At 75.2% G+C, this 17513-nt stretch carries 16 protein-coding genes and 1 pseudogene; 7 read left to right on the top strand and 10 right to left on the bottom strand.

Annotation, left to right across the window (positions count from 1 at the left end; genetic code table 11):
- The 5 genes and pseudogenes from AB0O29_RS28995 to AB0O29_RS29015 form a co-directional block, all read right to left on the bottom strand.
- Nucleotides 1-521, bottom strand: a pseudogene (locus tag AB0O29_RS28995) (hypothetical protein); the annotation flags it as partial.
- 4 nt (nt 522-525) lie between these two features.
- On the bottom strand, nt 526-684 hold the full coding sequence (locus AB0O29_RS29000; protein WP_365157152.1) for a DUF6760 family protein: 159 nt from the start codon (nt 682-684) through the stop codon (nt 526-528).
- Nucleotides 681-1193 carry a hypothetical protein gene (locus AB0O29_RS29005; RefSeq protein ID WP_365157155.1) on the bottom strand — a complete coding sequence of 171 codons (513 nt, stop codon included), beginning with the start codon at nt 1191-1193 and terminating at the stop codon, nt 681-683. Before AB0O29_RS29005 ends, AB0O29_RS29000 begins: the two co-directional genes overlap by 4 nt.
- Complete coding sequence (locus AB0O29_RS29010; protein WP_365157158.1) at nt 1193-1636, bottom strand: phage tail protein; 444 nt, start codon at nt 1634-1636, stop codon at nt 1193-1195. The genes AB0O29_RS29005 and AB0O29_RS29010 overlap by 1 nt, the downstream gene beginning before the upstream one ends.
- An 81-nt stretch (nt 1637-1717) precedes the next feature.
- Nucleotides 1718-3319: a phage tail sheath family protein gene (locus tag AB0O29_RS29015; RefSeq protein ID WP_365157161.1), complete on the bottom strand. Its 1602-nt coding sequence runs from the start codon at nt 3317-3319 to the stop codon at nt 1718-1720.
- A 263-nt stretch (nt 3320-3582) separates the two neighbouring features.
- Here AB0O29_RS29015 and AB0O29_RS29020 point away from each other — a divergent pair, with 263 nt between their 5' ends.
- Entirely contained in the window at nt 3583-5286 is a 1704-nt protein-coding gene (locus AB0O29_RS29020) for a DUF4157 domain-containing protein (RefSeq protein WP_365157164.1), read from the top strand.
- 79 nt (nt 5287-5365) lie between these two features.
- A complete protein-coding gene (locus AB0O29_RS29025) occupies nt 5366-6766 on the top strand; it encodes an RICIN domain-containing protein (protein WP_365157167.1) in 1401 nt (466 codons plus the stop codon).
- Between the two features lie 33 nt (nt 6767-6799).
- Here AB0O29_RS29025 and AB0O29_RS29030 read toward each other — a convergent pair whose 3' ends face one another.
- From AB0O29_RS29030 to AB0O29_RS29040, 3 genes are all read right to left on the bottom strand, one after another.
- Nucleotides 6800-8812: an ATP-binding protein gene (locus tag AB0O29_RS29030; protein WP_365157193.1), complete on the bottom strand. Its 2013-nt coding sequence runs from the start codon at nt 8810-8812 to the stop codon at nt 6800-6802.
- A gap of 20 nt (nt 8813-8832) precedes the next feature.
- Nucleotides 8833-9516, bottom strand: coding sequence for a DUF4255 domain-containing protein (locus tag AB0O29_RS29035; RefSeq protein WP_365157170.1), 684 nt, complete (start codon nt 9514-9516; stop codon nt 8833-8835).
- A gap of 149 nt (nt 9517-9665) precedes the next feature.
- On the bottom strand, nt 9666-10307 hold the full coding sequence (locus AB0O29_RS29040) for a response regulator transcription factor (RefSeq protein ID WP_365157196.1): 642 nt from the start codon (nt 10305-10307) through the stop codon (nt 9666-9668).
- A 323-nt stretch (nt 10308-10630) separates the two neighbouring features.
- On the opposite strand from AB0O29_RS29040, the gene AB0O29_RS29045 reads away from it, so the two are divergent.
- A complete protein-coding gene (locus tag AB0O29_RS29045) occupies nt 10631-13447 on the top strand; it encodes an AAA family ATPase (RefSeq protein ID WP_365157173.1) in 2817 nt (938 codons plus the stop codon).
- A gap of 33 nt (nt 13448-13480) precedes the next feature.
- Here the strand turns inward: AB0O29_RS29045 and AB0O29_RS29050 are convergent, their stop codons facing one another.
- A complete protein-coding gene (locus AB0O29_RS29050; RefSeq protein ID WP_365157176.1) occupies nt 13481-14512 on the bottom strand; it encodes a medium chain dehydrogenase/reductase family protein in 1032 nt (343 codons plus the stop codon).
- Between the two features lie 125 nt (nt 14513-14637).
- On the opposite strand from AB0O29_RS29050, the gene AB0O29_RS29055 reads away from it, so the two are divergent.
- Both AB0O29_RS29055 and AB0O29_RS29060 read left to right on the top strand, forming a co-directional pair.
- A complete protein-coding gene (locus tag AB0O29_RS29055) occupies nt 14638-15300 on the top strand; it encodes a TetR/AcrR family transcriptional regulator (protein WP_365157179.1) in 663 nt (220 codons plus the stop codon).
- Between the two features lie 20 nt (nt 15301-15320).
- Nucleotides 15321-15962: an NAD(P)H-dependent oxidoreductase gene (locus AB0O29_RS29060; protein ID WP_365157182.1), complete on the top strand. Its 642-nt coding sequence runs from the start codon at nt 15321-15323 to the stop codon at nt 15960-15962.
- Between the two features lie 58 nt (nt 15963-16020).
- Here the strand turns inward: AB0O29_RS29060 and AB0O29_RS29065 are convergent, their stop codons facing one another.
- Nucleotides 16021-16494 (bottom strand): MarR family transcriptional regulator, encoded by a 474-nt coding sequence (locus tag AB0O29_RS29065; RefSeq protein ID WP_365157184.1) that lies wholly within the window; start codon nt 16492-16494, stop codon nt 16021-16023.
- A 105-nt stretch (nt 16495-16599) separates the two neighbouring features.
- Here AB0O29_RS29065 and AB0O29_RS29070 point away from each other — a divergent pair, with 105 nt between their 5' ends.
- Both AB0O29_RS29070 and AB0O29_RS29075 read left to right on the top strand, forming a co-directional pair.
- Nucleotides 16600-17310, top strand: a complete 711-nt coding sequence (locus tag AB0O29_RS29070; protein WP_365157187.1) for a hypothetical protein — start codon at nt 16600-16602, stop codon at nt 17308-17310.
- 5 nt (nt 17311-17315) lie between these two features.
- On the top strand, nt 17316-17513 hold a 198-nt coding region (locus AB0O29_RS29075), incomplete at its 3' end, for a hypothetical protein (RefSeq protein WP_365157190.1).

The raw sequence follows: 17513 nt of genomic DNA on the forward strand, positions 1-17513 counted from the left end.
GCCGGGCCAGCGCGGGGTCTCGTCGGCGCCCACGGGTACGGTGCCCAGCGCGGGCCCTCCGTCAGCGCGGCGGAGAGCAGGCCGTGGCCCGCCGCCGGGTCCAGCACCGAGGGAGAGGGCGCCCGCGTGAACGAGGGGTTCTGCCAGGTCGGCAGCCGCCCGCCGAAGCCGGCGTCCGCGACGCCCGGCGTCCGCTCGCCCGTCGCCGGCCGCAGCGGCGGCAGACCCGTCCAGGCCGCGAGGACCACGGGAGCCGCCGCCGGCACGGGACCCGCGCCTCCGTCGGCCGCCACAGCACCCGCGTCACGCACGGGCGCCGGGCCCGCCGGAGCACCGCCGGCCGCCGACGACCCGCCGGCCGCCGGAGCGGCGGCGGACGCGGGCAAGCCGTCGGCCGCCGACGACCCGCCCGACGCCTGAGCGGCGCCGAACACCGGAGCCGTGCCGGCCACCGACGACCTGCCGGACACCGCCGCCCCGTCGCGCCCGCGCCGCCCCCGCAGCCGGTCCAGGAATGCCACCCGCTCAGCCCTCCGTCGCGCCGCGCGTCACGAGGGACGCGATCTGTTCGGTGTACCGGCGGCGGTCGTGGTGCTCCAGGTCCAGGATCGCGTCCGGGCCCCAGTGGAAGTGGTAGGCGACGTACGCGATCTCCTCGTGCAGCCGGTCGGTCGCGTACGTCACGATTCCCCCAGGCGGCTCCCGCCGAGTTCCACCTCGAAGGGCTCCGAGCAGTGCGGGCACCGCACGGCCGCCCGGGTGTGGCCCTCCGCGTTGATCTGGCGGTAGAAGTCCTGGAGGAACGCCAGGTCGGACGCGAACATGTTCTCCACGATCCCGTCGTGCACCATCGGCAGTGTGCCCAGCCGGGTGATGACCCGGCCGAGCAGCACCACCGACAGGTACGCCGGGTTCTCCTGCACGCGCACGTCCCGCAGCGGGACCAGCTCGTCGCGCGCCGTGGACAGCCGCATGACGCCCTCACGGTGCACGGTGCCCGCGTCGTCGACGTACCCGCGCGGCAGCTCGAAGGGGAACTCCGTGCGCAGCGACTGACTCGGTACGGCGTCGGCCGGCGGACCGGCGGGCGCGTGGCCGGGAGCGGCGGCGGGGGCCGGGCGGGGGATACCCGCCCCCGCCGCCGCGGTCTGGGGTGCCGCCGGGGCCGCGGCCCCGGCAGCCGAACGCCGCATTATTCGATGACCAGTTCTTCGAACACGATGGTGACGGTCTCGGTCAGCGCCGCCGCCTCACCGGCCTTCACCGTGCTCGTCTCGATCTTGCTGCACCAGGCGTTGCGCAGGTTGTAGCGCTTCACCGGGTTGTCCTCGAAGTCCATCATGATGATGGAGGCGTTCTTGCGGGCCGTGCTCATCTGGCCCCGGATCGAGTCGTTGATCCACTGGGTGAACGAGGTCGACTGGGTCATACCGCGCACGACCGTGCACTGGCCGTTCTTCTGCACGCCCGGCAGCAGCGCGATCTCGGGCCGGCCCTGGGCGCTGTTCTGCTGGTAGGTGATGACGTCCTGTTCGAGGGTGAGGCCGCTGATCTCGGCGAGGTACTCGACCATCACCCCGTCGATCTGCAGGCCGAAGTTGTGTGAGGTGAGCGAGTCACCCTGCTGGAGGCTCATGTGTTCGCTGTCCTTCTGGAGGAGGGGAGGGGCCCGGGGAGGCGGCGCGGGCTGCGGAGGGGGGCTCCGCAGCCCGCCCGGCTACTCCTCCAGCTCCCCGTTGCCGCTGGAGAACTGCGCCAGCCGGAAGATCACGAACTCGGCGGGCTTGACCGGGGCGATGCCGATCTCGCAGATGACCCGCCCGAGGTCCACGGACTCCGCCGGGTTCGTCTCCTCGTCGCACTTGACGTAGTACGCCTGCTCGGGGCTCTGCCCGAACAGGGCGCCGCCGCGCCACTCGTTGACCAGGAACGCGGCGACGTTGCGGCGGATGCGCGCCCAGAGGTTGTGGTCGTTCGGCTCGAACACCACCCACTGGGTGCCGATCAGGATCGACTCCTCCAGGTAGTTGAAGTACCTGCGGATGTTCAGGTAGCGCCACGCCGGGTCGGAGGAGAGGGTGCGGGCGCCCCAGATGCGGATGCCCCGGCCGGGGAAGGCCCGGATGCAGTTCACGCCGATCGGGTTGAGCAGGTCCTGCTCGCCGCGGGTGATCTGGAGTTCGAGGTCGACGGCGCCCCGGACGACCTCGTTGGCGGGGGCCTTGTGCACCCCGCGCTCGGCGTCGTTGCGGGCCCACACGCCCGCGACGTGGCCGCTCGGCGGGACCAGGCGCGACTGGCCGGTCGCCGGGTCGAAGGACTTGATCCAGGGGTAGTACAGGGCCGCGTACTTGGAGTCGTAGTTGGCCGTCTCCTGACGCCAGACACGGATGTCGCGGGCGTTCATGCCGGGCGGCGGATCGATGATCGCGACCCGGTCGCCCATCAGCTCGCAGTGCGCGATCAGCCCGAGCTGGACCGCCTTGACGGCCTCCAGGTCGATCGCCCCGCGCTGGTAGGCGGCCATCAGGTCGGGGACGGCGACCATCGAGACCTCGTCGACGGCCTCCAGCCCGCCGAAGCCCGTACGGTCGGCGGAGTCGCCCAGGTACTGCGCCGGACCGGGGTGGGAGCCCTCGCCGCGGCCGGCCGGAGCGGCCGGCGCCTCGGGCGCGGGCGCCGGGGCGGGCAGCGCCACGGTCTGGTTCTCCGGACGGGCCAGCTGCGCGGCCGGGGCGGCCTCGGTCACGGCGATGAGCCGGGACCGCTCCTTGACCTGCGTGACCACGTACGAGCGGCTGCCCTTCTTCGCCGTCACGTCGAAGGTCTCCACGGCGGCGTCGCCGTCCTTGACGATCAGCTTGAAGCGCTCGGCGGGGCCCTCGCCCTCGGCGTCGGCGACCTCGACGGACAGCGGGCCGCCGCCCTCCGCGACGGCCGTCACCGCGAAGGTGCCGAGCCGGCGCGGCTCGGCGGCGGGCAGCGCGGCCGGGGCGGGCGCCCCGGAGACCGCGGCGGGCGAGCCCGGCCGGCCCTGGCCGGCGGCGTCCTCGGCGGAACCGCCGACGCGGACGACGTAAGCCGTCGAACCGCCGTTGTTGAAGAACCCGTAGACGGAGTGCGCGAGGTAGTAGCCGTCGGTGAAGTCGCCGAAGGCCGCCACGTACTGGGTCCAGTTGGTGACCAGCGTGGGCTCGTTCAGCGGGCCGGTCGGCGCCAGGCCGACGAAGGCGGCCACCGACGTGCCGACCCCCTCGATCGGGCGGGAACCGCTCGCCACCTCCTCGACGTAGACGCCGGGCGACAGATAGGACGGCATGCTCTGCTCTCCTCGGGTACGAGACAGGACACCCCCACCTTGACGCGCGCGCGTCACCGCCGAAACGTCCCCCGGTACCCGACCGGGGGCACCGCCGTTGCCCCCGGGGCCACCCGCGGGGGCACCTTCGGGGCGGTCGCGGGCGGCCCCGGGCGGCGGGGGCGCCCCCGGCTGCCCCGAGGTCTGCCCTCCGGGACCTGTGGGGCGGGCCCGCCCCCGGTGAAGGCTGGACGGCCACCGCCCGGACAGCCGAGAGGGAAGCCATGCGCGCGCACGGTCAGCGGAACCCGTCGCCGGACGAACGGGAGACCGGCCGCCGGGCGGTGCCGCCGAGCGCGCCGGTCCAGCGGATGCTGGAACTCGGCCAGGCGGCCGGGAACGCGGCGGTGGCCCGCGCCATGGAGGAGCGGCGGCACCGGCACGGTCCGGGCTGCGGGCACCCGGAGCCGGCGCCCGTACAGCGCCGGGAGGCCGTCCACCACGGCCACGAGCACGGGCACGGCCACGAGGGGAAGCAGGACCCCGGCCCGCAGGCCCAGCTCGGCCTGCTGCGGTCCGCGCTGTCCACGCCGAGCAGCCCGCTCCCCGACCCCTTCCTCAGCAAGGCCAAGTCCTTCTACCGCAACGACGGCCTGGGCGCCGGCCGCGTCCACGACAACCCGACGGCCCGGCGCGCCGCCGAGTCGCTCGGCGCCCACGCGGTGACGGTCGGCAGCCACATCCTGCTCGGCCCCGGGGCGGCCGGGAACACCGAGATCCTCGCCCACGAGACCAGCCACCTCGACAAGAACCTCCGGGGCGTCCGCGAGACGGGCACCGACAACGGCAACGGCGTGGCCGTGACCGACCCCGGGCAGGGCTCCGAGCGGGCCGCGGCGGCCGACGGCGCCGCCTTCGCCGCCGGACGCGGCACCGCCCCCTCCGCCGCCCAGCGGGCCCCCGTCGAGGAGACGCACGACACGGACGGACCGGTCCGGGAGGAAACGGCGCAGACCGCGCCCGAGGCCGTCCAGCGCACGCTCTGGGAGTACGAGCCGGGCGGCAGCTACACGGACTCCCTCGACGGGCAGGGGACCCGCTGGCGCAACGCGGCCGATCCCCATGACATCCGCACCTCCGCCGAGCTGGGCGTCCCCGCCGGGATCAATCCGCGACAGGCCGACGTCTACGACGACGCGACGGGCGAGTTCCACGGCAGCGGGAACGCGTCCTTCTCACAGCAGGGGACCATCCCGGAGCGCGAACGGCCCGAGCGCGAGTCGGGCGCCCGCCGCGAACTCGTCCGGGCCAAGCGGTACATCGCGTCGGCCCTCGGCATGCTCAGCACCGCCGCGGACACACCCGGCGGCGCGCTCCTGGCCGGCCTGCGATCCGGCTTCCCGGCCTTCCGGGAGATGCCTCCCGGGCAGATCGCGGCCTTCCTGCCCCACATCGCCGAGGTCGTCCGGCGCATCAAGGCCGGCCTGGACTCCCAGGGCGTGGAGATCGCCCTGATCGGCGAGGGGGTCGCGCCCTCCTCCGTCATGGGCTGGGTCGAATGGCCGCTGATGGAGAAGCTCATGCCGCATCCGATGAAGAGCGAGAAACTGCCGCCCATGGACACCTCCCGCTCAGGTCCGATCCACCTGACGGAACAGGGACAGACCGCCTGGTACTTCGTCCACGAGGCCACCCACCGGTTCGCCGGCACCCTGGACTACCAGTACAGCCCGCGCGACACCGAGCTGACCGAGGAGGGCGGCGTCAGCCGCCTGGCCGGCCTGGGCCTCGACGAGGACGCGGCACGGCAGGAGAGGACCAACCTCGGCAGGCGCGCCGTCAGGGACCCCGCCGAGTACAGCGGCAGGAACAACGACGGGGAGCGGCAGCCCAACTGGTACGCGATGGGCCGGCGCGCCCTGATGAACGCCGACTCCTACGCCCAGTTCATCCTGATCGCCAACGGGGAGCGCGCGCCCCGGTACTGACGGCGGCCGGTACGCGGGGGCAACGGGTCTGCCCTCGCGGCTCCTGCCCGGGGGCGCGGGCGCGGTTAGCGTGCCGGGGGTGAGCCTCTGGACTTCCCTCGAACCCGCCTCCGTCACCGTTGACCCCGGCAGCAGCACGCGCGTGCGGCTGCGCGTGCGCAACACCGGTGACGTGGTGGACGAATACCGCTTCGAACCCGTCGGCGACGTGGCCCCCTGGACCACGGTGGAGCCCGCCACCCTGCGCCTGTACCCGGGCACCACCGGAACGGTCGAGCTGACCTTCGCACCGCCCCGCACCCCCGACGCCGCGGCCGGACCCAACCCGTACGCGGTGCGGATCACACCGACCCAGCACCCCGAAGCCGTCACGGTTCCGGAAGGGAACCTGACCATCACCCCCTTCACCGAGGTGCGCGCCGAACTGGTGCCGCCGACCGTCAAGGGCCGCTTCCGCGGCCGCCCCCGGCTGGCGGTGGACAACCTGGGCAACACCAAGGTGACGGCCTCGGTCGCCGGCAGCGACAACGGCGACCACCTCGCGTACGAGATCCGCCCCGGGAACGTCCAGATCGAACCGGGCCGGGCCGCGTTCGTCGACACCACCCTGCGCCCCCGGCGGATCATCTGGTTCGGCGCCAAGGAGGAACGGCCGTACACCCTCGCGGTGCGCCGCTCGGGCACCGAGCCGCTGGAGGTGAAGGGGACCTACGTCCAGCGCGGCTTCCTCCCGCGCTGGCTGGCCGGCTTCTCCGGGCTCCTGCTGGCCCTGGCCCTCGCCTTCGTGATGATCTGGATCTCGTACAAGCCGCAGCTGCGCAGCGCGGCCACCGAGGCCACCGAGCAGGCGGGCGCCGTCCTGCCCGCGCCGCCGCCCCTCTCCTCACCGCCGCCGCCCCCGTCGCCCAGCGCGGAACCCGCGCCCGCGAAGAGCGAGAAGCCCAAGGGCGACGACGAAGGCGGCGGCGAGAAGCCCGCGAAGCCGGCGGGCCCGCCCCCCGTCGTCCCCGCCGAGAAGGTCCTGCTGCGCAACGCCGCCACCCGGATGTGCGCGGACCTGTTCGGCAACGACAAGGGCCGGATCAACCAGCCCGTGCAGCAGGCCGGCTGCAACGGCTCCGAGGGGGACAACCAGCTCTGGAACCTGGAGGTGAAGTACCCCTCCCTGGGCCCCGGCGGCACCCCGCTCTTCCAGATCCGCAACGTCAAGGACCAGTTCTGCATGGACCTCGGCGAGTACGACGGCCGCCCCGTGGGCACCGGCATCGGCGAGTTCCACTGCGACGGCACCACCGCGGACAACCAGCTGTGGTGGATCGACAAGCAGGACAGCGGCGACTACTGGATCCGCAACTACGCCAGCAACAACAAGTGCCTGAACGTCAACGGCGGGGCGAACGTCGACGACAAGCTGAACATCTCCGACTGCACCAACACCGGCAACCAGGAGTGGAAGATCGTCCACCCCAAGGCCGGCTGAGGCGGCCGGCCCGCACCGGGGGCGGCCGCCGGATCACCAGCCGCCCTCGCCCGGCACCAGCCGCCCCGCCTTGCGGTACTCCCGCCGGGCCCCCTCCAGGAGGTCCTCCGCCGTCACCTCGCCGTCGCGTCCGGCGGCGAGGTAGGCGGCGGTGACCACCGCGCTGCGGATCGAACCGCCGGCCAGCTCGAAGTCCCGGGCCAGCGCGGTCGGATCGACGCCCTCGGCGGACGGCACGTGCGCCAGCCCGTGCCGCCACAGCGCCAGGCGCTGCCCGGCGTCCGGGAACGGGAAGTCCACCACCAGGTCCAGCCGCCGGGTGAACGCCTCGTCGATGTTCGCGCGGAGGTTGGTGGTGAGCAGGGCGATGCCGTCGAACGACTCCAGCCGCTGGAGCAGGTAGGAACTCTCCATGTTGGCGTAGCGGTCGTGCGCCCCCTTGACCTCGGAGCGCTTGCCGAAGACCGCGTCGGCCTCGTCGAACAGCAGCACCGCGTCGGTGCGGTCCGCCTCCGTGAAGATCCGCTCCAGGTTCTTCTCGGTCTCGCCGACGTACTTGTCCACCACCGACGACAGCTGCACCACGTACAGGTCGAGGCCGAGATCGGCCGCGACGACCTCCGCCGACAGCGTCTTGCCGGTCCCGGAGTCCCCGGCGAACAGGCCGAGGACGCCCCGGCCGCGCCCGCCGCCCGCGCTGAGCCGCCAGTCGCCGAGCACCCGGTCGCGGTGGCGGGCCCGCAGGGCCAGCTCGCGCAGCTGCGCCAGGGGCCCCGCGGGCAGGACCAGGTCCCCCCAGTCGACGGCCGGCCGGACCCGCCGGGTGCGGCCCTCCAGCCCCGAGGCCGACTGGCGGCGCGCGCCGCGCCGCACGTGGGCGGCGGTGAGCGGCCCGCCGTCGAAGGCGGCCAGCGCGCGCGCCGCCCGCGCGGCCCGCCGCACCCGGTCCCCGCCGAGGCGGTACGGGGCGACGGCCGACGCCAGGTCGAAGCCGTCGGCGTCCTCGCCCAGCGCGGCCCGCCAGGCGGCGGTACCGCCGTCGCGGCGGCCCGGCGCCTCCAGCACCAGCGGGTCCTCGGGGCACCAGTACGGGTCGTAGGGGCGCGGATCGGCCAGCAGGACCGTCACGCCGGGCGCCGAGGCGAGCGCCCGCACCAGAGGCTCGGGCCGCTCGGGAAGCGCCGGTACGACGACGGCCCGGCCGCCGAGGCGGGCCTCGCGCAGCAGCCCGGTGACGTGCTCACCCGGTTCGGCGCAGCACAGCCCCTCCAGGCCCGCCGCGCGCAGCGCCGCGGCGTACGCGGCCAGGCCGTCGCCCTCGCGCCGCTCCCGCAGGTACACCGTGACGGGTCCGGACGCCAGCAGGGCCGCGAGCCGGGCGGTGAACCGCTCGGCCTCCGGGCCGGACGGCAGCGGCTCCGGCATCGGACGCAGCAGACCCAGCAGCGCGGCGTCCGGGGTGTCGTCGCCCAGGAGGTGCCCGGTCAGCCGGTCGGGCACGCGCAGCGACCGCGTCAGGAAGGGGCGTTCGGGCTCCTCGACCTCCAGCAGGCCGAGCGCCGTCAGGGGCGCGCCGGGGCCCAGCCGGGCCCGGGCGGCGGCGTCCCGCGCCGGCGCCCCGCACAGGTCGAGGGCGAGGCCGACGGTGGCCCGGCGCCTGCTCACGTCGTCGTTGAGGTAGCCGTAGAGGGGTTCGAAGGTCCGGTCCACGTCGGGGGCGAGGGCGGCGAGCAGCACGGCGACGTCGAGCGGGGTCAGGCCCGCCCGTCCCGCGAGCCGCGCCAGGCGGTCGCCCGGGCCGGGGGACTCGTCCGCGCCGGCCGGGTCACCGGCGGGCGCCTGCGCCGAGTCCGGCCACCGTCCGAGGAGATGGCGGACCGCGTCCTCCGACAGGTAGAGGCCGCGCAGCGGGTCGCCGGCCGTCGGATCGCCGACGGAACGCCGCTCGACCAGCGCGGACACCCGGCCGCGGAGCCCTTCGAGCCGGGCGAGCAGCGCGCCGGCCGGATCGTCGACCCCGTGGACCCGCGGCCCGGGGGCCGGCACCGGGACGGCGTACGGGGCGCTCACCGCGCGTCCGGACGGCGGGCGGGCTCCCGGCCCGCGGCCCGGGCCTCCCGGGCGGCCGCCACCTGGCGGGGCCGGTGCGAACGGCCCTCCGACGCCCCGGGATCGCCGTCCAGTCCGCCCACCCGGACGGTGGCCCCCTCGGTGACCGGCGGCCCCGCGTCGTACTCCGGGTAGGCCGGGAAGGGCACCGTCACCACCAGGTCGAGGGAGGGCTTCAGCTCGCCGCCGAGCGCGGACCAGATCTCGGCGAGCGACCGCGACTCCGTCTGCGCCCCGGCCGCCGTCAGCGGCACCGAGAGCCCCAGGGCCCGCAGGGAGAGCGGCAGTTCGTCCGGCGCCAGCAGCTCGCGCGGCAGCAGGGTGGCGAGCACGGCGGACAGCAGCCGGTGCTCGTCCTGCGGGGTCTTCGTCCACGCCGTCACCAGGTACGACAGCCGGAACCAGCGCGGCGGCCGGCGCCGCCCCACGACCACGTCGCGCTGGTCCCGCACCGCCAGGTGCCCCCGCTGGCGCAGGGTCACGTCCTCCCGGATGTCGTACAGATAGGCGTTGACCGCCGGGGCGTTGCGCCGGGCCGCCCAGTCACGGGTCGGCGCCTCGAAGGACACCTCGATGCCCGCACCCGCCAACGCCCCGCCGCCGAGGAGGCCCTTGAGTGTCTCGTCCACCTCGTGGATCACGCCCGCGCTCCCGCCCTGCCCGTTCTCCGCCGTCGGTCGTCGATCGTCCCCCGGACGGCCGCCCGCGCCGCAGGGGCGCGGGGGACGGCCGGCGGGCAGCCCACGCTGCCCTCGCGGGCACCCGGGGCCGCCTTCGCCTGCCCGGAAGGTCAGATGTAGCCTTCCCGAAGGGCAAAGGCCACGGCATGCGCACGATTGCGCAGGTGGAGACGTGTGGTGAGTCCGTGCATGACGTTCTTGACGGTCCGTTCGGAGTAGGACAGCTTGCCCGCGATCTCACCGGTGTCCAGGCCCTCGGAGACCAGGCGCAGGACGTCCACCTCACGCGGGGTGAGCCCGAGGGCGGGAGCCCCGGCCCGGCCCGTCGTACCCCGGTGCAGCGTGCCCACCTGGTGGATGAGCCGGCCGAGCAGGTCGGCCGGCAGGTCGCCGTCACCGCGGGACGCGGCCAGTACCGCGTGCGCCAGCCGCTCGGCCGTCGCCTCCCGCCGCCAGACGATCGCGGCGACACCGCACTCCACCACGTCCAGCAGCTCGTTCTCGCGCATCGAGCCCACCACGAGCACGGCGCGCGCCCCCTCGCTGCGCACGATCCGGCGCAGCCGCGTCAGCACCGCCTCGTCGGGCGCGTCCTCCACGAGCAGGGCCACCGTGCCCGGACCGGACTCCTCGCGCAGCTCGATGCCCGGGTGTCTGCGCAGCTGGCTGACCGCCCCCTCACGGCTGATCGGGTCCGAGGCGGACACCGCCACGGGGACGCGCCGGTCGGTGGCGGAGACGGGCGCGGGCATGGTCCGGGATGAGCTGAGCAATCGTTTCCCCTGTTCAACGGCCCGCCGTCGAGTACGGACCGGCGGCGGATGAGCACCCTTCAACCCTTCTGCGGCCGCCGCGGGGACCGCAATCGTGGAACACCACGAGCCACACCACGAGACCGCCGCGCCGGCCACCACGAGACCGGCCGCCCGGACCCGCTTCACCGCAGGTCACAGCGGGTCCCGACGGGATCGGCGCGGGCCGGGGGAGCGGCAGTGAGGTATGCCACTCCCCGAGGTGCGCCGCTCCCCACCGCCCCGCCGGGCCCGAAGCACACCGTCCACCACAGGAGGCACTGATGACCGGACCGCTCCGCGCACGGGACGGGGCCCGGGCGCTGCTCGCGGCCGAGACGGAGCGGGCCCGCTCCGGCTCCGGCAGGCTGGTGCTGCTCAGAGGGGCCACCGGCACCGGCCGCACCTCCCTCCTGGAGGCCGCCGCCCGCTACGCCGAGGAGCGGGGCCTGCGCGTGCTGCGGGCCCGGTGCTCGCCGGAGGACGGCGCCGTGCCGTTCGCCACCGTGCTGCAACTCCTCGGTCCTGTGCCGGACTTCACGGACATCGCACCCGAGGGTGACGACCGGGGCAGCGCCGCCCGGCTGTGGCGGCTGCTGTACGCGTACGCCGCCGAGGGCCCGCTCCTCGTGGCGGTCGACGACGTCCACCTGGCCGACGCCCCGTCACGCCGCTGGCTGCGCGAGGCGGTACGCCGCATCGACCGATTACCGGTCCTGCTCGTCGTCAGCGAACGCAGCCAGTACGACATCGACCCCCGGTACGAGGAGCTCGCGCGCTCCCTGCCCCCCTCACTCGTGCGCACCCACACCATCGAACCGCTCGACGACGCGTCGGCCGCGGAACTCGTCCGCGCCGCCCGGCCGGCCGCCGGACCCGGCTGGACGGCGGAGTTCGTCCGGGCGGGGGCGGGCAGCCCGATGCTGCTGGGCGCCCTCCTCGACGACCTCGGCGCCCCGCCGGCGGCCGGCGTCCCGCCGCTGCCGGACACCTGCGCCGCCCTGTACCCCGGGAGCTATCCGGCGGCCGTCTCGTGGTGGCTGGACAGCGCGGGCCCGGCGACGGCCGAGGTGGCCCGCTGCCTCGCCGCGCTGGAGGAGGCCTGGCCGCACGAACCCGACGAGCGGCGGACCGGGGGCGCCCCGGCGGCCCCGGACGCGGCCCCCGTCCTCGCCGGAGCGGCCGGCGCCGATCCCGCACGCGTCGCGGGCTGGCTCACCGCGATGACCCGGCTCGGGCTCCTGCGCCCCGACCCCGCGGGCCTGCCCCGGTTCGCCCATCCGCTGCTGCGGGACGCCGTCCTGACGGGCTGGCCCACGCCACGGCGGGAGGCGGCGCACCGGGCGGCGGCGGAGACGATGCTGCGCCGGGGCGACCCCGCCGAGGCCGTCGCCGCCCACCTGCTGCGCACCCCGGGCGTGGGCCTGCCCTGGGCACTGCGCGTCCTGCGGGACGCGGCGACGGTCGCGGTCCACGGCGCCCGCCCCTCGGACGCCGCCGGCTATCTGCGCCGAGCCCTGGAGGAACCGCTCTCCGGCGACCTGCGCCAGCGGCTGCTGACCGAGCTGGGCTCCCTGGAGTACGCCTCGGCCGGCGGCGCGGTGGCCATCGCCCGGCTGGCGGAGGCGCAGCACCTGCCGGCCGCTCCCCGCGACCGGGTGCGCACGGCCGTCGCCCTCGGGACGGCCCTGGTCGGCCGCGGCGAGGTGACCACCGCCCTGGAGGTGCTGCGGCGCACCCAGGGCAGCCTGGACGGACACCCCGGCCTCACCCGCACCGTGCAGACCGCCACCGCGCTGCTGTCCGACGCCGACCTCGCGACCCGTCAGGAGACCTACCGCAGGCTCTCCGAGAGCGGGGAGCACGCGCCGGAGCTGGTCGGCACCGCCAGCCGGGCCCTGCTGGTGCGCTACGAGGCCACGGCCGGGCTGATCTCGGCCGGCGAGGCCATGACCCGCGTACGGGCCCTGCTCGCCCAGCCCTCCGACCCCCTGGCCGAGCCCTTCCTGCTCGGAACGGCGGCGGCGGTCGCCGAATGGGCCGGCGAACTCGACGAGGCCGAACGGCTCGTGGACCGCGGCCTGGCCGGCCGGCACCCCGCCCTGCTCCACCCCATGGAGGACGCCCTGCTCAACACCCGCGCCGACATCGCCGCCGCCCGCGGGGACGTCGCCCGGCTGATCGCCGTACGCGAGGACGGCGCCGCCGTCGCCGCCCGCGCCCACAGCGGACCCTCCAACCGGGACGCCCACGTGCTGATGGCCCTCGTCCACATGGGCCGCTCCGAGGAGGCCGCCCTGCTCGCCGAGGCCTTCGACCTGAGCCGCGCCCCGGAATCATGGGAGCTGAACCGCTTCCTCTACGCGCGGGGAGTGCAGCGCCTCGCCGCCGGCGACCCGGCGGGCGCCCTCCACGACTTCCTGGAGTGCGGCCGGCGCCAGACCGCCCGGGAGGTCCTCAGCCCCATCGTCACCCCCTGGCGGACGGCGGTGGCCCAGTGCCGACTCGCCCTCGGCACCGGCCAGGAGGCCCTGGCCCTGGCCGCCGAGGAGCTGCGGCTGGCCCGGGTGTGGGACACCCCGCGCACCGTGGGCCGCGCGCTGCGCGTCCTCGGCACCGCCACCGGCGGCCGCCACGGACTGGAGCTCGCCGAGGAGGCGGTCGTCACCCTCAGGGAGGCGCCCGCCGACGCCGGGATGGAACTGGTCGAGGCCCTCCTCGCCCAGGGCCGCCAGCTCCTCGCCGCGGGCGAGCGCGGACGCGCCCGTGACCGGCTGCGGGAGGCGGCGGACCTCGCCGAACGCCAGGGCGGCCGCCGCCTGCTCGCCCTGGCCGAGCAGGCCCTCCGCGAGGGCGGGGCCCGGGTCCCGGCGACGGCGCGCACCGGTTCGGGTGCCCTGACCGGCAGCGAACGCCGTATCGCGGAACTGGCCGCGGCCGGACGGACGAACACCGAGATCGCCGACCTCCTGCACCTGGCCCGCCGCACCGTGGAGACCCACCTGACGAACACCTACCGGAAGCTGGGCATACGCCGCAGGTCGGACCTCGCCGCCACCCTGCCCCGGCCCCCCGGCCCCGACACTCCGCAACCGGCCTGACCCGGACATCCGGCAGGGCCGCCCCTTCGGCGCTCACGGGGTCAGGACCACCTTTCCGGTGACGGTGCCGGACTCCGCCAGCCTCAGGGCCTCGCCGGCCCTGGCGAGCGGCAGTTCGGCGGCGATCCGCGCCGTGATGTCGCCGCGCCGCAGGGCGGCGAAAACCTCGGTGAGGTCGGTCCGCAGCCGGGCGCGGAAGCGGTCCGCGTTGAGCGCGCGGCCGGCCCAGATGTTGTAGAAGTGCGCGCGGCGGCCGTTGGGCAGGGCGTTCCACAGCCAGGTACGGGCGAGGATCTTCAGTACCGGTATCTGCTTGGAGCCGGTGTCGTCCCGTGTGGAGGCACTGCCGTAGGAGACGAGCGTGCCCCCGGGGGCGAGCAGCTGCCAGGAGTCGATGACGCTGCGGCCGCCGACATGGTCGAAGACGGCGTCCACCCCCTCGGGGGCCAGCTCCCGGGTCCGGGCCGCCACGTCTCCGGCGCGGTAGTCGATCGGTGTGACGCCCAGTTCCCGCAGCGCTTCGTGGTGGCGGGCGGAGGCCGTGCCGATGACCTTCACGCCGGCGGCGCGGGCGAGCTGGACCAGCACCGAGCCCACTCCACCGCTCGCGCCGTGCACCAGGACGGTCTGCCCGGCGCGCACCCGGGCCGTACGGTGCAGCATCTGCCAGGCGGTGATGCCGTTGACCACGACGGTCTCGGCCTGCGCCGCCGTCACGCCCTCCGGCACCTCGACCGCGTCCCTCGCGTCGACGAGCACGTGGCTGGCCCAGCCGCCGACCTTCACCAGCGCCGCCACCCTGCGCCCGACCAGGTCGGGGGAGACCCCCGGGCCGGTCGACCGGACGCGGCCCACGAGGTCGTACCCGGGGACGAAGGGGAACGGGGGCTGGTCGTAGTAGCGCCCGCGGCGCATCTGCTGTTCGGCGAAGGAGACGCCGGTCGCCTCCATCGCGATCACCAGCTGCCCCGGGCCGGGCTCCGGTACGGCCGCGCTGCGGATCCGCAGGTCCTCCGGGGCCACGATGCCCGGCAGGACGACCTGGACGAGGTGTTCGCCGCTCATGTCACTCACTCATTCCGTAGAGGTTTTCTCGTTCGTTAGAAGTTGTAACTCCTCTCCTTCGTGAGTGTCAAGAACTTCCGTGATAGGTTCTAACGAAAGAGTGGGCGAGGGAGCGGAGCGAGGTCATGGGCGAGTCCGACGGGAGAACCCCCAGGGAGCGGTACCGCGCCCAGGTGCGGGAGGAGGTCAAGCAGCGTGCGTGGGAGCAGATCGCCGAGGCCGGGGCCTCCGCGCTGTCCCTCAACGCCATCGCCAAGCAGATGGGGATGAGCGGGCCGGCCCTCTACCGGTACTTCGCCAACCGCGACGAGCTGATCGGCGAGCTCGTCAGGGACGCCTACCGCAGCCTGGCCGACGCCTTCCGCCTCCGCGCCGGGGCCGGCACCGACCTCGGCGGCCTGGCGCAGACCCTGCGCGCCTGGGCCCTGGCCGACCCCCAGCGCTACCTCCTCGTCTACGGCACCCCCGTACCCGGCTACCGGGCCCCCGAGGACACCACCCGGATCGCCGCCGAGATCATGGCCGTCCTCCTCGACGCCTCCGCGGCCGAAGAGCCCCCCGCCGGCCCCCCGTCACCGCTGGAGGCGCATCTGGAGGCGCACCTGGCCGAGCACCGGGACTGGGCCGCGCAGCACCCGGGGCCGCCGTCGGCCCTGCACCGCGCGCTCACCTTCTGGACCCGCCTGCACGGCATGCTCTCGCTCGAACTCTCCGGCCACTTCACCGGCATGGGATTCGATCCGTCCCTGCTCTACGACGCGGAAACGGAGGCCCTCACGGCCCGCTGACCGCCCGGCGGCAAGGGATGATGGCGGGAACTGGATACGGGTTCGAGCCGATCGACGGGGGACGGATGCACATCGGGGTCTACCTTGCCCACCCGAGGCCGGGAAGTTTCAACCACGCGTTGTTCGACGCCGTGGTGGAGGAACTGCGCGGGCGCGGAGCCCGCGTGTCGGCGCACGACCTCCACGCCGAGGGGTTTCCGCCGCTGCTGTCGGCCGAGGAGACGGAGACGGTCGCCGACGCCGCACACGCCCCGGACGCACAGGTCGCGCTCCACCGCGCCCGGGTGGCGGACCTGGACGCCGTCGTGTTCGTCCACCCGAACTGGTGGGGCATGCCGCCCGCCGTTCTGGCGGGCTGGGTGCAGCGGGTCCTGGTACCCGGCGTGGCCTACAAACTGGGCACCGCGGAAGGGGAACCCGCCGGCCTCCTCAAGGCGGGCAAGGCCCTCGTGCTGAACACCTCCGACACCCCCGCCGCCCGCGAGGAGGGCGAGTTCGGAGACCCCCTCCAGAGCATCTGGTCGGCGTGCGTCCTGCCGTACGCCGGAATCCGGGACGTGCGCCGGACGGTCTTCCGTACCGTCGGCGACTCGACCGCCGAAGAGCGCGCGGCCTGGCTGGCCCGTGCCCGCCGGGAGGCGGCCGCACTCCTCGACGGCTGAAGCGGATCCCGGCGGACGGGCGGGGCCGCGCCGCGGTCCGCGCCGCCGCCGGAGGAGTTCAGCCGCGGGCGCGGTAGCCGGGGTGGACCCCGGGGGTCAGCTCCTGTTCTGCCGCGACGCGTTCCAGGAGGGCGCGGAGCTGCCCGCGCTGCTCCGGGTCGAGCGCGGCGAGCAGGGCGTCCTCGTGCGCGGCGGCCGCGCGGGAGACCTCGCCGAGGGTGCGCCCCCCCTCCGCCGTCAGGTGGAGTTCGTGGTTGCGGCGGTCCTCGGCGCTGCGCCGGCGCTCGACGAGCCCCTTGCCCTCCAGGTCGTCGATGAGCCTGACGACGCGGCTCGGGACGACGCCCAGCTCCTCGGCGAGGGCCCGCTGGCTGCGCCCCGGCCGCCCGGCGATCATGCGCAGCAGCCCGACGTCCGCCGGGGTCAGCCCCAGCGTGCCCACGCGTTCGGCGAAGCGTCCGGCGGCGTGCGCGCCGATCTGGGCGAGGAGGAACGCCGCTCCGCGCGGGCCGGCGGCCGGTCCGGTGCCCATGGGGCCCGTCGTATGCGGTTGCGGGGAACTGTTCACGCCCCTATCGTAAGCCACGCGCAATGATTCTCTCTGGTGAACGATTGACATAAGAGAACGGATTTTGCCGTGATCCCCACCCCCGCGACCGCCACCCCGCAGACACGCCGCCGAGACCCGCAGGCCGGTCCGCCGCCCGGAGTCCTCGCCGTGGTCTTCACCGCCCTCTTCCTCGCCGGACTCGTACTGAGCACCCTGCTGGCGGGCGGGAGCCCCTTCCCCTCGCCCTTCGGTTCCACCGCCACGGTGACCGCCTACTTCCGCGACCACGCCGGAGCGGTCCGCGTCTCCGGGGCCCTGCAGTTCGCGGCCTCGGTGCCGCTCGCGATCTACGCCGCGACCGTCTCCGCCCGGCTGCACAAGCTCGGGGTGCGGGCCCCCGGCGCCACCATCGCCCTCGCCGGGGGAGTCCTCTCCTCCGCCTTCCTCGCCTGCTCCGGACTGGTCACCTGGGTGCTGTCCCGCCCCGAGGTCGCGGAACACGCCGAAGCCGTACGGGCCCTGCAGTACCTGGCCTTCGGGCTCGGCGGGCCCGCCCACGTCGTCCTCCTGGGCCTGCTGGTCGCCGGGATCGCCGTCCCCGGGCTGCTCGCGGGCGTGCTGCCCCGCACCCTCGCCCTGACCGGCCTGGCCATCGCGGCGGTCGCCGAACTGTCCACGCTGGTCCTGCTGACCGACGCCGCCGCCCTCCTGCTGCCGATCGCCCGCTTCGCCGGCCTCCTCTGGCTGGTCGCCGCCGGGTTCCTGCTGCCGCGCCGCCGCGTCCGCACGGAAGGGTGACCGCGATGACGAGCGCCACCGGCCCCGCCCCCGACCCGGCGGAACGCATGCTCCGCTTCCACCGGCCCGAGCAGGCCCTGCGCCACCTCGGCCCCGCCCCCGACGACACCGCGCTCGCCGCCCTGTTCGGCCTCGGCCCGGACGCCTACCGGACGCGGTTCCCGAGGCACCCGCCCAGGCCGGATCCTCGCCGGCACCGGCCC

The organism is Streptomyces sp. NPDC089915, from assembly GCF_040684675.1.
GTDB lineage: Bacteria > Actinomycetota > Actinomycetes > Streptomycetales > Streptomycetaceae > Streptomyces.

What these genes read in the sequence shown, in the direction of transcription:
- AB0O29_RS29050 (WP_365157176.1), bottom strand. Translation starts at nt 14,512, where the DNA reads ATGAGCGGCGAACACCTCGTCCAGGTCGTCCTGCCGGGCATCGTGGCC.
- AB0O29_RS29055 (WP_365157179.1), top strand. Translation starts at nt 14,638, where the DNA reads ATGGGCGAGTCCGACGGGAGAACCCCCAGGGAGCGGTACCGCGCCCAG.
- AB0O29_RS29010 (WP_365157158.1), bottom strand. Translation starts at nt 1,636, where the DNA reads ATGAGCCTCCAGCAGGGTGACTCGCTCACCTCACACAACTTCGGCCTG.
- AB0O29_RS29040 (WP_365157196.1), bottom strand. Translation starts at nt 10,307, where the DNA reads ATGCCCGCGCCCGTCTCCGCCACCGACCGGCGCGTCCCCGTGGCGGTG.
- AB0O29_RS29020 (WP_365157164.1), top strand. Translation starts at nt 3,583, where the DNA reads ATGCGCGCGCACGGTCAGCGGAACCCGTCGCCGGACGAACGGGAGACC.
- AB0O29_RS29060 (WP_365157182.1), top strand. Translation starts at nt 15,321, where the DNA reads ATGGCGGGAACTGGATACGGGTTCGAGCCGATCGACGGGGGACGGATG.
- AB0O29_RS29065 (WP_365157184.1), bottom strand. Translation starts at nt 16,494, where the DNA reads ATGGGCACCGGACCGGCCGCCGGCCCGCGCGGAGCGGCGTTCCTCCTC.
- AB0O29_RS29045 (WP_365157173.1), top strand. Translation starts at nt 10,631, where the DNA reads ATGACCGGACCGCTCCGCGCACGGGACGGGGCCCGGGCGCTGCTCGCG.
- AB0O29_RS29015 (WP_365157161.1), bottom strand. Translation starts at nt 3,319, where the DNA reads ATGCCGTCCTATCTGTCGCCCGGCGTCTACGTCGAGGAGGTGGCGAGC.
- AB0O29_RS29005 (WP_365157155.1), bottom strand. Translation starts at nt 1,193, where the DNA reads ATGCGGCGTTCGGCTGCCGGGGCCGCGGCCCCGGCGGCACCCCAGACC.